The following is a 12,353-nucleotide window of genomic DNA, read 5'->3' on the forward strand; positions in this document are numbered from 1 at the left end:
GCAGGATTCTAACGTATTAATGCCGGGTAAATTGATGAATAACGCTGAAGTCTGGTTAATGAAAGGGTTTGCCGACGCAGGTTGAAGGGAATGGTATTGATTTAGCAGTGTTTTATCGAATGGTGGTTGTGTGGTTATCGTTGGGGGCAGGTTCGTTTCTATCACCACGACGGTGCGAAATTTATCAAACCGCTATTCTGGTCAGAGCACAGACCTTATTTGTGCATCAGATCCCTCGCACAGCAGATTATTTTTCTGCGCCATTTTATTTTTACGGTTTTTTCCGAAAAGCAGGGGTTTTTAAAAGAATTTTGCATTTTAAAATGGTATTGTTTATCCGCAATGCTAGTGATGTGGCGTTGTGTGCTTCAGTTTTACCCTCAATTTTAGGGTTTACCCGCTTTATGCAATTTATGGAAATAGCATTCTCCACCCGATCCTCGCGATCGGGTTTCTTTCCTCTCCGCTGTAGTATGAATCCGCTGACTTTAAGACCAGATAATGTCAGAAAAGACACAATCGTTAAGAAATCGCTAATTTGCAGTAATTTAATGTAAGTCTGCGGTTTTTAAGAGTTTTGGAAATCCTCTTTTGCTTTTGATTGGTGAATAGTGTCTCTCGACGGCGCAGTAACTGCCGTTATCATTGGAGGCAACATCATGAAAAAAACAACATTAAGTCTTATTGCTTCACTTATTGCATGCAGCACACTGTTCTCTTCCGTCTCCTGGGCAGATGGCCCGGGCGACCAGCGCTGGCAGCAGCACGGCGGCGACCAGCATCAGGATCATGGGCGTGGCCCTGACCATGGCGGTGATCGCGGCCCCGATCATGGCTACAACCATGGCCCGGACCGTGGCCCGGATCATCATGACCGTTATGCCGACCATCGTGGCCCAGATGGACACCATGACGGCGATCACTTCGCCTGGAACGGCCATGACTTCCGTCGCGGTCACCCGATGCCGCCAGAATTCCGTGGCCCGCACTATCGCGTAGATGACTGGCGTGAACGCCGTTTGCCAGAGCCGCCGCGCGGTGAGTACTGGTCTTACATTGACGGTAATTACGTCCTGATTGCTGCCGCCACTGGCGTGATCACCTCGCTGCTGCTGAACGGCGCATTTAACTAATCTCCCCCACGGATGGCTACGGCCATCCGTGTTTCTCTCTGCTTTCTGCCCTCACCAGGTTATTCTCTATGCGACCCTTTTTTCCCTACAACGCGCTAAGGAGTCATGATGACCGTGGTAAAAATGGTGGCAGTAGACAAGGACGGCACCTTTCTCGACGATAAAAAGCAGTACAACCGGGCTCGTTTTCAGGCTTGTTATGAAGAGATGAAACGGCGCGGCATCAAATTTGTGGTCGCCAGTGGCAATCAATATTACCAACTCAAATCCTTCTTCCCCGATATCTCCAGCGAAATTGCCTTCGTCGCCGAAAACGGTGCATGGATCATCGATCGCGATGAAGAGCTGTTCTGCGGCGCATTCAGCCGTGACGATATCGATGCGGTACTCGACACCCTGCACAACGGGCACTACCCGGAACTGCGTTATATCCTCTGCGGACGTGAAAGTGCTTACTACTTCGAAGGTCTCGACGAGAGCTGGCTGGTGAAGATGCGCCACTACTGCCATCGTCTGAAGCCGATTCGCAGCCTCGATGAGGTCGCGGATGACAAACTCTTCAAGTTCGCCCTCAATCTTTCCGATGATTATGTTGAACCGTTAATGGCCGATATCGAACGCCTGCATCAGGGTTCGGCTGCGGCGACGTCCAGCGGCCACGGCTCAGTGGATCTGATTGTGCCAGGCAATCACAAAGGGCATGGGCTCGATCTGCTCAGCAAACGCTGGGGCATCGATCGCAGCGAGATTTTGGTGTTTGGCGATGGCGGTAACGATCTGGAGATGTTGCAGCAATCGGGCTTTAGCTTCGCCATGGCGAATGCACCGCAAAAAGTGAAAGATGCCGCACGCTATGAAGCGCCCAGCAACAATGAAGAGGGCGTACTGCAGGTGATTGAACAGATGCTGGCGGGCAAAGCGCCGTTTGCAAGCTGAGCGTCATTTAGGGCTCAATTAATGCTTTGCCGATGCGCTACGCATACCAGGCGCAGCGAGATGCAGCGGCACCGCGGGCGCAGGACATTGGCGGGAAAGTCATGCTGTGCGGGCGTGCTTTGGCGCGCCCGCACCGTCGCAATCAACCGTTGTTATGCCACATGCCAGGCTGCGGTGATCATCTCGGTGAGGGTTGGCGCATCGTAGCTGACCCAACCGTTTTTACTGTTGGCGCGCGCGACAATCCAGTCAACGTCGGTAGCGCTCAAGGTCGGCCCATCCTGCCAGAATGGCACAATCGCATGCTGCTGCAGCCAGGCTTTCAGCGCCAGCGCGGGCGGCGCCGGATCGTCCGGTAGTAGCGCTTGCCCCAGCTGTGCCATCAAACGCTGCTGTTCAGCGTGCTCGGTTTCCGCCAGCACATCGAGGAATGGGAACAGCAAACGTCCGCACACTTCTCCGTGATGGAAAGGTTTGATGGCGCCCAGTTCACCGGCAATCCCATGAATCACGCCCAATCCCGCACTGCTCAGGCAGACACCGCCCAGCCAGGAAGCCATCATCATCGCTTCCCGCGCTTCATCACCTTGGGCATCGTCACGATTCAGGTTTGGCCATGCCTGAAAGAACAGCCGCAGCCCATTCAGCGCCGTTTGTTGGGTAAACAGATTGCCTTTGCGCGACAGGTACGCCTCGAACAGATGAGTAAAGGCATCAATGGCGCAGGTGGCCAGTACGCTATCTGGTGTGCCCTTGAGCAAATCGGCATCCAGAATTGCCACCTGTGGCACAAACACCGGATGGCGCAACGAGGCTTTCACCTGAATATGCTGCTGATCGGTCACCACGGCGTTTTGCGTCGCCTCACTGCCCGTTCCCGCTGTGGTGGGAATGGCGATCAGCGGCAGAGTGATCGCCTGAACCGGCGTATCACCCACTTTCTCCAGGTAACGTGCGGTATTCAGCGGATGCTGCATCATGGCGCTGAAAGCTTTAGCCGCATCCAGCACGCTGCCGCCGCCGATCGCCACTACGCGATCCACATGGCCGCGCCAGCGATTCACCCAGGCATCAATTTCATCGGGCGAGGCTTCATGGCTGACAATTTCATAGCCCAAAATCTGGTCATTGAGTGCCGCACCCAGTCTTTGCCAGGCGGGACCGTTAAGGAAAGAGCGGCCACAAAACAGCAACGTCGGTTGGGGATGGGCAGCCAGCAGCGGCAATAAACGGTCAATGCTGCCACGTCCAAACAGGGTTTGTTGATTACTGTACAACTCGATCAGATTCTCACTCACCTGCAGATCCTTTTTTTGAAGGGCATAAAGACCTTAGTGTAACCAAAAGCGGTGACGCCCCCGCTGCAAACATTCTGATAACTGCCTGGCAAAAAGTTGATCACCTTCGCAAAACAGAAATTCCCCCCGCACGGCTGATGCTTTGTACGCAATGTTACCCTTAACATGATACCCGTAACATTGTGCGGCAGACCGCGTGCCTCTCAGCGATGTCACCGAATCGACTGTCCTTTGGGATCAACAAAACAAACCGCTGCCGACATGCTGTCGTGCGCAAAAGTGGAGAAAAATTATGCCATTACTCTATGTGGCGATTGGCGTAGCCTTACTGCTGCTGTTAATGATTCGCTTCAAGCTGAACGGATTTATTGCGCTGATCCTGGTCGCGCTGGCGGTGGGCATGATGCAGGGTATGCCCGTCAACAAAGTGATTGGATCGATCAAAACCGGCGTGGGCGGCACACTTGGTAGTCTGGCGCTGATCATGGGCTTTGGCGCGATGTTGGGAAAACTGCTGGCTGACTGCGGCGGTGCCCAGCGTATTGCCACCACGCTGATTGCTAAATTTGGTCAAAAACACATTCAGTGGGCGCTGGTCTTAACCGGCTTCACGGTGGGCTTCGCGCTGTTCTATGAAGTGGGCTTTGTGTTGATGCTGCCGCTGGTGTTCAGCATCGCGGCGTCGGCGCGTGTGCCGCTGTTGTACGTCGGCGTGCCGATGGCTGCGGCATTGTCGGTGACGCACGGTTTCCTGCCTCCGCATCCAGGTCCAACGGCGATTGCGACGCTGTTCAACGCCGATATGGGTAAAACGCTGCTGTATGGCACCCTGCTGGGTATTCCGACCGTGATTCTGGCGGGCCCGGTGTATGCGCGCTTCCTGAAAGGCATCGACAAACCGATTCCTGAAGGTTTGTGGAACCCGAAAACCTTTACCGAAGCGGAAATGCCCGGCTTTGGCGTCAGCGTCTGGACGGCGTTAGTGCCGGTAGTGCTGATGGCCTTGCGTGCCGTGGCGGAGATGGTGTTGCCGAAAGGGCATCTGTTGTTGCCGTATGCGGAGTTCTTTGGTGACCCGATTATGGCAACGCTGATTGCAGTGCTGATCGCCATCTTCACCTTTGGTCTGAACCGTGGACGTAGCATGGATGAAGTGATGGGCACCATCACCGACTCGATCAAAATCATCGCCATGATGCTGTTGATCATTGGTGGCGGCGGGGCGTTCAAGCAGGTGCTGGTGGACAGCGGCGTCGATAAATACATCGCGAGTATGATGCACGAGACCAACGTATCGCCGATCTTTATGGCGTGGTCCATCGCGGCGGTGTTGCGTATCGCATTGGGTTCAGCCACCGTGGCGGCGATTACCGCCGGCGGGATCGTTGCACCACTGATTGCCACCAGCGGTGCCAGCCCGGAACTGATGGTGATTGCCGTGGGTTCCGGCAGCGTGATCTTCTCTCACGTCAACGATCCGGGCTTCTGGCTGTTCAAGGAATACTTCAACCTGACCATCGGTGAAACCATCCGCTCCTGGTCCGCGCTGGAAACCATTATTTCGGTGTGTGGTTTGGTCGGCTGTTTGCTGCTGGCTAACGTGATCTGAAGGAAATTAGCTGAGGCGATGTGCCTCAGCTTTCTTATTACTGGGGTCTACTGCGCCAGCGCGCGGAAGGCCGCCAGCTCTTCATCGGACATGCCCGCTTGTAATGCCGCTGCGCAAATCTGTTCCCAACTGTTGCTGTCGAGCGGAATCCCCTCGCGATCGCGTTCGATACGATTCTGTTCTTCCCATTCACCCGGCACCTGAATCGGTGCATCGCCGCTTTGTGGCGAGCGTTTTACCCATTCGAGGAACGATTCTGCTTCTTCCTGCATCGCCGGGGCATCAAACGCTTCGGGATTAACGATGATGGTGGTCATGCAGTTGAAAATGGCGTCATGGCTGCTGACCAGCGTGGCATCGTGCGTGGTGCGACCACCGGAAAGCGCACCGCCCAGAATTTCGCACATCGTGGCCAGCGCGTAACCTTTGTGCAGACCGAAGGGCATCAGCGAGCCATAAGGTGCCTGATGCATCACGCCGGGTTCGGTGGTGGGCTGCCCCTGATGATCGATCAGATAACCGGGCGCGACCTGTTGCCCTTTGTTCCACGCCACGCGTGTTTTGCCGTAGGCAATCCCGCTGGTAGCGAAATCGAGCAGCAGCGGTTTGGCATTTTGGCGTGGGAAGATGGCACAGAAGGGGTTGGTGCCAAAACGACGGTCGCTACCGTTAAAGGGCGCAACCATCGGATCACCCATCACGTTGACGAAATGGAAAGAGACGAATCCCGCAGCTGCGCACTGTTCCGCCCAATGACCGATACGACCAATATGGTGAGAGTGGTGTAAGCCGACCGCAGCGATACCCAGCTTCGCTGCACGCTCAATACCCAACTGCATCGCCTGATGTGCCGCCACCTGACCAAAGCCGTTATGTCCGTGCAGGGTGAGCACCGCACCGGCATCCTTTTCAATGGTGGTGTGCTGGTTCAGCTGCAGGAATCCCTGCTTCAGCGAACTCATATAGCTCGGGATCATTCCTACGCCGTGTGAATCGTGACCGGCCAGATTGGCGGCCACCAGATGGTCAGCCACTAAACGTGACTCTTCGGCGCTGCAGCCGGCATGTAACCAAATGGCCTGAACAAATTGATGTAACTGGGAAGGGGGAAGTCGGTAAAGGGCACTCACGCGGTCAATCTCCTTGTCATGTTCGATAATGTATCCTGCGCTTAAAGCTATCATTACCGCAAGTGAGTGTTATCAAAAGCAAAGGGCCACAATCTGTGGCCCAAAAACTCAATGCGGCTGTTCAAAGCCCGCTTTCACCATCTGATCGCGCAACGCGCGGGTAATTTCACGGTTCCCACCCGTGACCGGATAAATGACATTGTTGACGACATCGTCAAGGTAATGCTCTTCAAACTCTTGCATGGTGAGTTGGGTGCCACCTTCATCATTAATAGCAATGCTGCCACTGATGTGGTTGCCGTAATCCTTTGCCTTCAGGCTGTAACGCCCCATGCTGGTATTAATCGTGCTCATAAGATCTCCTTGTTACGTAGGCAGTGATAACAATTGAGGCCTGCTAGAGGCGCTGTAAGTTTAGACAGCACGAGCCGGCGGTGCGCAGCGGGAGAGAGAGATAAAATCGCGACATGCGACCCGTCTCGCAGAAATAAAACTGAACGGAAGGCAACGCTCATCACCATGCGTGACAGTGCTCGCACTGCACAGCGAACGCAGAATGATCATCTATACTGGATAACAGGCGCGTTATTTTTCATCACTGAAGGAGCGAACAATGAAAATAATTCTGTGGATTATTGCCATCATTTTTATCGTGGGATTACTGACGATTACGGGTGTATTCAAACTGATTTTTTAGCATGAACAGGCACCTGAGGTGCCTGAATTCTTTATTCTGCCCGGGACGCGGCAAATTCGCTCAATGTGAGCATTGCCGGAATCAAGTCCCGCCAGTCAATCGGTTTATCACAACCCGCGCAACACGCACCATGGTGTGGGTTATTTCTATCCTCTTCCACTTTCGGCAATGTGAAATAAAATTTAGCGCAGCCGCAACGTCGACAGCGAATCGTCATTTCAATGTTCCTCCCTCTCCATCCTGGAAAGATGAGATTTATCTTATTCGCCCTCAGAGTTCAATTCATAAATTTAATTAATTTATTTCCAGTGTAAATGATTGTCGTTAAGTTACTGAAAATTAAGTTGTCTCTCTGGGTGATTATCACGCTATGAGTGCATTTAATGTGCATTTTTCCTGACGACCGGGATATTTCTTTCTATAGAAAAACCACAACCTAATCTAAATCATCGGAAAATAATGTTGTAACGCAGACTATCCCTGGAGTTTTTAGCCGCCTTTTTAGATATCGTTTTAAGTTGTTGCGCTAATAATCGCCCACTCACCGAATGCGCCTTTTTACTGGGGGGCGAATTTAAGAGATGACTTAATAGGATTTTTTTGTGAATCGGCACATTTTATCCGCACTTTTGGGCGGAATTTTGACGTTACCCATGACGTTTTCGGCATCAGCAGTCACAACATCGCAAGCCATTAAGGCGGGATGGAACACATTTAGCACCAATGTTGAGCAAACCTGGTCGCAGCCACAGCATCATGACTTTTACCTGCCCGCTATCACCTGGCATAACCGCTGGACCTATGATGACGAGCATATCGAAAAGTACAACGAGCGGCCGTGGGGTGCAGGGGGCGGTGTCTCTCGTTGGGATGAGAAAGGCAACTGGCATGGGCTCTATGCCATGGTGTTCAAAGACTCGTTCAACAAATGGGAGCCTATCGCTGGCTATGGCTGGGAAGCGACCTGGCGGCCATTGAACGATCAGAATTTCCACATCGGTGCAGGCTACACCGCGGGCGTCACCGCGAGAGATAACTGGCGCTATATCCCGGTTCCACTGGTTTTGCCATTAGCATCAATAGGATATGGGCCAGCCACTTTCCAAATGACTTATATTCCAGGAACTTATAATAACGGCAACGTCTATTTTGCCTGGCTGAGATTCCAGTTTTAGCGTGTGAAAAGCGTCAAAAAGTGTGAAGGGGATGCAAAAAATCAATATTTATCACTTTTTCATCAATTCTCACTGGACAAATGTCACCGCAATTGCTGTACTAGATGCCGACACAGTTTAGTGTCCATTTTTCATGTAAAGGTAATATAGATGTCCAAGATCAAAGGTAACGTTAAGTGGTTTAATGAGTCGAAAGGCTTCGGTTTCATTACTCCAGAAGATGGCAGCAAAGATGTATTCGTACACTTCTCTGCAATCATGAGCAATGGTTTCAAAACTCTGGCTGAAGGTCAGCGTGTAGAGTTCGAAATCACTGACGGCGCTAAAGGCCCATCTGCTGCTAACGTTATCGCTCTGTAAGTTAACAGTTAGAATTTTGAAAACCCGCCTAATGGCGGGTTTTTTTTGTCCTTTTTACATGTGCCACCAGGTCAGGGAATAGCCCAACACGGCCGCCATGGCGACGAAAAGCGCCATCACTTCATTGTAGCTACGTGGAATCAGGTTTTTCATGTGCGCGCCCCAGAGGTGTATTTCACTCAGCATCGCAAAGCCAGGTTAAGCCAACCTTAAGCCGTGATGACAGTCTGATGACAGGGCACATTCTGCGGCGTATTTCACAGAACCTGGCAGTAACATTCTCATAACAATCCTTACTTGCAGCTTTTTACGCAACAACGCTATATAACTGCATGCAAGGACTCATGAGGAGGCAGGATGAATATACGTCAGGCACTGGCAAAAGACAGTTTTGCCCTGAGTGCGCTGTTAACCGAACTGGGTTACAGCGGCACAGAAAAGTTTATTGATACACGTCTGGCGCAGTTATGCAGCCATCCCGACGAAATTTTATTGGTGGCAGAACACGGTAATCAGGTTCTGGGATTTCTCTCTTTGCACTTTATCCCCCAACTGGCGCTGCCCGGTGATTTCGCCCGCATCAGCTATTTTTGCATTGCGGAAGGCGAGCGTAGTAAAGGCAGTGGCCAACAGCTGCTCAGCCATGCCGAGCAGCTAGCGCGTGAACGGGGCTGCGATCGCATGGAAGTGCATTGTCACGCTTCCCGCCTTAAAGCCAACCAGTTCTACTCGCGTGAAGGCTATGTAGAATCTCCGCGTTATCACATCAAAGATCTGGGCTCGCTTTAAGTTCACGCCCGGTGGCGATGACCAGCGCGTCAGCAATGCTTTCAAGCTGATCGAACGGGAGCAGTGAAGCACTGACGCGAATAAAGGGCTCGCCGTTGAGGCAACAGCGTTCTCCCGGCAGTACAGCAATGCCGCGTGCTGCCAGGGTGATCATGGCGTACTGCTCTGATTCCACCGGGATCTGTACGCTCAACCCATCTCGCTCTTCCAGCACCACTCCGCGTTTTGCCAGTGCCGCCAGTAACTGCTGGCGACGCTGCGCGTAAACGGTCTTCGCCTGTTGAACGCTCTGCTGTGTGGCCTCATCGGTGAGCATCCATGCCACCGCATCCTGCAAGATACGGCTGGTCCAGCTGACGCCGAAGTTACGCCACGACTGTAAGCGTTTCACCATGTCTGCCGTCGCGGATAGCGCCGCCAGTCGCAGATCCGGGCCGTAGGCTTTGGAGAATGAGTGCACGTGGATGACCCGTTCCGGGAAGTGAAAACCGAGGCTCCAGGCCGGCCAGCGCGACAGATCGCCAATGCCATCATCCTCGACAATCATCGTGGTACTGTTCGCCAGCACCCGCGCCAGCTCGGCGCTGCGACGCTGAGTCACGCTGTAGCCGGTGGCGGAATGCGTGCGCGGCTGATAGATAAACATCGCCGGTGATTTTTGCAGATGTGTGGCCAGTGCCGTGGGTATCGGCCCCTGATCATCACAGGGCAGCGGCAAAATTTCTGCGCCGATATTTTCCAGCATATCCAGCAAACGGGTGGCGGTGGGATTTTCAATCACCACCCGATCGCCCGGCGACAACAGCGTCTGCACAATCAGGTTCATGGCATCAAAACCGCCATCAGTGGCTAACCAGGCTTCCGCCGGATAGGGCCAGCGTGGACTGATGGCCGCTTGCAATTGCGGGGAAATCGCCTCGCGCTGATAGCTGTTTAACTCAGGCGAGGCAATCCCCGCGAGGATCGCCCGTTTAAGATCGGGTAGCAACGCCGGATCGGGTGACGCCATCGCCAGCGCCGCCCGGATGTTCTCGCCGTAGTTACCAATCTTCTCAAAGCGGATAGGGCGTGGCAGTACGCTGTTGCCACACACCCACACGCCACTGCGTCCTTTACCCGCCAGCACTTTCTGCTTCTTCAGTTGCGCCCAGGCAGCAGAAACGGTTGCCGGACTGACGCCCAGCCGCTCCGCCAGTTCGCGCACCGCAGGCATTTGCATGCCAACAGCAATTTGGCCGTCCCGAATTAAGGATGAGGCGGTAAGCGTTATTCCCTTTACCGAAGCATCGTCTATTTGATGGCTAAGCCACTCGACATCTACCGTTTGCGTCATAAGAAAATCATTTGTTCAGTAACAAAGAATTGATTGTTCAGATTAGTATTCGCGTTTTAGACTCAAATTCAAGCACTATTTGCTGAATAAATAAACAGCGCCAGATCTCTGGCCGAAAACGGGGAAAGCACAATTATGGTAACCATCAGACTGGCGGTGCGTGACTGGGATTATTTCACCCCGCTGGCACTCGGCGACATCAAACCGGAAGGCTTCACGTTAGAGATTGACCGCGTGGGCACGCTGGTTGATAACCTCGCGACCAGCGACAAATACGACGCGGGTGAAGTGTCATTCAGCCGCTATGCTCAGGCATGCGCCAGAGGGGATAACGCACTGCTCGGCCTGCCGCACTTCCTGATGCGCGGCTTCCGCCAGCGCTGCATCATCACCACCGCCGACAGCCCGATTACCACGCCCGCTCAGCTGAAAGGCAAGAAAATCGGTGTGACCGGTTGGCAGGATTCTGGCAACACCTGGACGCGCACCGTGCTGCGTGAAGCTGGCGTGGAGATCGATGATGCGTACTGGTTTGCCGGCCGTCTAACCGAAGAGCATCCGATTGTGGATCGCCTCGCAGGCTTCGGCCGTCCAGGTCGCATTGAGCCGGCACCGGGTGAGCGCCCGCTGATCGAACTGCTGAAGGCCGGTGAGCTGGATGCGGTGTTCACGCCGTTTATGCCAGAAGGTTTCTTCCTGAAAAATTCTGGCCTGCGTCAATTGCAAAACGACTTTGTGACCGCCGAGCGCGACTACTTTAATCGCGTCGGCTACGTGCCGGGTATCCATCTGCTGGCGATGAAACCGGCACTGGCGGAAATGCATCCCTGGCTGCCGCAGGCGTTAAGCGAAATCATCGATCGTTCGTACCAGATGTGGATGCAGAAACGCGAGAAATACGCCGACACCACACCGTGGCTGCTGGATGATTTGCGACGTACCGCGCAGGAATTACCGGCGGACTGGAATCAAAACGGATTCTCCGCTAACAAAAAGATGATCGCCGATTTTGCTAACGAGCTGTTCCAGCAAGGCTTAACCAAAACATTACTGACGCCGGAAGCGATTTTCCCGGCAGCAGTGCAAGGGGAGTGAAGATGAAAGTTGCAATGGGGCAGTTTGCTGTCAGCCGGGAATGGCAGGAAAACACCGATATCTGCATCGGTTTAATGAACAATGCACTTGCTGGAGGCGCGGATTTACTGGTCCTGCCAGAAGGCGTGCTGGCGCGTGATATTGCCGACCCTGATTTGGTACTGAAAGCCGCACAGCCGCTGGATGGCCCTTTCATCACACAGTTGCTGGCGGTCAGTAAGGGCAACGATTTAACCACCATGATGAGCGTGCACGTGCCGACAGAGGGCAACAAGGCGCTCAACGTGCTGATTGCCATTCGCAACGGTGAACTCATCGCCGCCTACGAAAAGCTGCATCTTTATGATGCGTTTGCGATGCAGGAGTCACAGCGCGTGAATCCAGGCAACGAAATCCCACCGCTGGTGGAAGTGGCGGGGATGAAAGTGGGCCTGATGACCTGCTACGACGTGCGCTTCCCGGAACTGGCGCGCCGTCTGGTGCTGGACGGTGCTGATGTGCTGGTATTGCCTGCCGCGTGGGTCAAAGGCCCGCTGAAAGAGATGCATTGGGAATTGCTGTGTACGGCACGCGCACTGGAAAACACCTGTTACATGGTGGCCGTGGGCGAATGTGGCCCGCGTAACATCGGCAACAGTCTGGTCATCGATCCTCTCGGCGTGGCGATAGCCAAAGCGCCAGAGTCGGCGGCACTGGTGTTCGCCGACCTCGATCCACAACGTATTGCCTACGCACGTAGCGTACTGCCGGTGCTGGAAAACCGCCGTTTTGCACGTCCTGAACTGAAACCACTTTGAT

The 12,353-nt window shown here is 53.6% G+C and carries 13 protein-coding genes and 1 pseudogene; 10 read left to right on the forward strand and 4 right to left on the reverse strand.

What is annotated here, in order from left to right:
- The first annotated feature begins 68 nt into the window (after positions 1–68).
- The 3 genes from WFP70_RS12255 to WFP70_RS12265 all read left to right on the forward strand — a co-directional run bounded on the left by WFP70_RS12255 (position 69) and on the right by WFP70_RS12265 (position 2,069).
- Entirely contained in the window at positions 69–557 is a 489-nt protein-coding gene (locus WFP70_RS12255) for a hypothetical protein (protein WP_337023526.1), read from the forward strand.
- A 102-nt stretch (positions 558–659) separates the two neighbouring features.
- On the forward strand, positions 660–1,133 hold the full coding sequence (locus WFP70_RS12260; protein WP_034828301.1) for an RcnB family protein: 474 nt from the start codon (positions 660–662) through the stop codon (positions 1,131–1,133).
- Between the two features lie 108 nt (positions 1,134–1,241).
- Complete coding sequence (locus WFP70_RS12265; RefSeq protein ID WP_337023525.1) at positions 1,242–2,069, forward strand: Cof-type HAD-IIB family hydrolase; 828 nt, start codon at positions 1,242–1,244, stop codon at positions 2,067–2,069.
- Positions 2,070–2,221: 152 nt separating this feature from the next.
- Here WFP70_RS12265 and WFP70_RS12270 read toward each other — a convergent pair.
- A pseudogene (locus WFP70_RS12270) lies at positions 2,222–3,534 on the reverse strand (iron-containing alcohol dehydrogenase).
- A gap of 125 nt (positions 3,535–3,659) precedes the next feature.
- On the opposite strand from WFP70_RS12270, the gene gntT reads away from it, so the two are divergent.
- A complete protein-coding gene (gntT, locus tag WFP70_RS12275; RefSeq protein ID WP_045816524.1) occupies positions 3,660–4,976 on the forward strand; it encodes a gluconate transporter in 1,317 nt (438 codons plus the stop codon).
- Between the two features lie 47 nt (positions 4,977–5,023).
- Here the strand turns inward: gntT and WFP70_RS12280 are convergent, their stop codons facing one another.
- Positions 5,024–6,106: a malate/lactate/ureidoglycolate dehydrogenase gene (locus WFP70_RS12280; protein WP_337023524.1), complete on the reverse strand. Its 1,083-nt coding sequence runs from the start codon at positions 6,104–6,106 to the stop codon at positions 5,024–5,026.
- Positions 6,107–6,214: 108 nt separating this feature from the next.
- Positions 6,215–6,460 carry a hypothetical protein gene (locus WFP70_RS12285; protein WP_008103719.1) on the reverse strand — a complete coding sequence of 82 codons (246 nt, stop codon included), beginning with the start codon at positions 6,458–6,460 and terminating at the stop codon, positions 6,215–6,217.
- 259 nt (positions 6,461–6,719) lie between these two features.
- Between WFP70_RS12285 and WFP70_RS26785 the strand changes: the two genes are divergently transcribed.
- The 4 genes from WFP70_RS26785 (at position 6,720) to WFP70_RS12300 (ending at position 9,127) form a co-directional block, all read left to right on the forward strand.
- On the forward strand, positions 6,720–6,803 hold the full coding sequence (locus WFP70_RS26785) for a membrane protein (RefSeq protein ID WP_017346848.1): 84 nt from the start codon (positions 6,720–6,722) through the stop codon (positions 6,801–6,803).
- 602 nt (positions 6,804–7,405) lie between these two features.
- Positions 7,406–7,978, forward strand: a complete 573-nt coding sequence (gene pagP / locus WFP70_RS12290) for a lipid IV(A) palmitoyltransferase PagP (protein WP_442956344.1) — start codon at positions 7,406–7,408, stop codon at positions 7,976–7,978.
- Between the two features lie 150 nt (positions 7,979–8,128).
- Positions 8,129–8,338: a transcription antiterminator/RNA stability regulator CspE gene (gene cspE, locus WFP70_RS12295; RefSeq protein ID WP_034829024.1), complete on the forward strand. Its 210-nt coding sequence runs from the start codon at positions 8,129–8,131 to the stop codon at positions 8,336–8,338.
- Between the two features lie 357 nt (positions 8,339–8,695).
- Positions 8,696–9,127: a GNAT family N-acetyltransferase gene (locus WFP70_RS12300; protein WP_034829026.1), complete on the forward strand. Its 432-nt coding sequence runs from the start codon at positions 8,696–8,698 to the stop codon at positions 9,125–9,127.
- On the opposite strand, the gene WFP70_RS12305 is transcribed toward WFP70_RS12300, so the two are convergent.
- Positions 9,105–10,460, reverse strand: a complete 1,356-nt coding sequence (locus tag WFP70_RS12305; protein ID WP_337023522.1) for an aminotransferase-like domain-containing protein — start codon at positions 10,458–10,460, stop codon at positions 9,105–9,107. The two genes, WFP70_RS12300 and WFP70_RS12305, sit on opposite strands and share 23 nt — an antisense overlap.
- Before the next feature lie 135 nt (positions 10,461–10,595).
- Here WFP70_RS12305 and WFP70_RS12310 point away from each other — a divergent pair, with 135 nt between their 5' ends.
- Both WFP70_RS12310 and WFP70_RS12315 read left to right on the forward strand, forming a co-directional pair.
- Entirely contained in the window at positions 10,596–11,555 is a 960-nt protein-coding gene (locus tag WFP70_RS12310; RefSeq protein ID WP_045816520.1) for an ABC transporter substrate-binding protein, read from the forward strand.
- Positions 11,556–11,557: 2 nt separating this feature from the next.
- Positions 11,558–12,352, forward strand: a complete 795-nt coding sequence (locus tag WFP70_RS12315; RefSeq protein ID WP_034829032.1) for a deaminated glutathione amidase — start codon at positions 11,558–11,560, stop codon at positions 12,350–12,352.
- Position 12,353 lies beyond the last annotated feature (1 nt).

Origin of the sequence: Pantoea sp. USMM079 (assembly GCF_037153115.1) — a bacterium.
Lineage (GTDB): Bacteria > Pseudomonadota > Gammaproteobacteria > Enterobacterales > Enterobacteriaceae > Pantoea > Pantoea communis.

Excerpts from the sequence above, each read along its gene's own strand:
- gntT (WP_045816524.1), top strand. The coding sequence starts at position 3,660 with ATGCCATTACTCTATGTGGCGATTGGCGTAGCCTTACTGCTGCTGTTA.
- WFP70_RS12260 (WP_034828301.1), top strand. The coding sequence starts at position 660 with ATGAAAAAAACAACATTAAGTCTTATTGCTTCACTTATTGCATGCAGC.
- WFP70_RS12315 (WP_034829032.1), top strand. The coding sequence starts at position 11,558 with ATGAAAGTTGCAATGGGGCAGTTTGCTGTCAGCCGGGAATGGCAGGAA.
- WFP70_RS12265 (WP_337023525.1), top strand. The coding sequence starts at position 1,242 with ATGACCGTGGTAAAAATGGTGGCAGTAGACAAGGACGGCACCTTTCTC.
- WFP70_RS12300 (WP_034829026.1), top strand. The coding sequence starts at position 8,696 with ATGAATATACGTCAGGCACTGGCAAAAGACAGTTTTGCCCTGAGTGCG.
- WFP70_RS12310 (WP_045816520.1), top strand. The coding sequence starts at position 10,596 with ATGGTAACCATCAGACTGGCGGTGCGTGACTGGGATTATTTCACCCCG.
- WFP70_RS26785 (WP_017346848.1), top strand. The coding sequence starts at position 6,720 with ATGAAAATAATTCTGTGGATTATTGCCATCATTTTTATCGTGGGATTA.
- WFP70_RS12285 (WP_008103719.1), bottom strand. The coding sequence starts at position 6,460 with ATGAGCACGATTAATACCAGCATGGGGCGTTACAGCCTGAAGGCAAAG.
- WFP70_RS12305 (WP_337023522.1), bottom strand. The coding sequence starts at position 10,460 with ATGACGCAAACGGTAGATGTCGAGTGGCTTAGCCATCAAATAGACGAT.
- cspE (WP_034829024.1), top strand. The coding sequence starts at position 8,129 with ATGTCCAAGATCAAAGGTAACGTTAAGTGGTTTAATGAGTCGAAAGGC.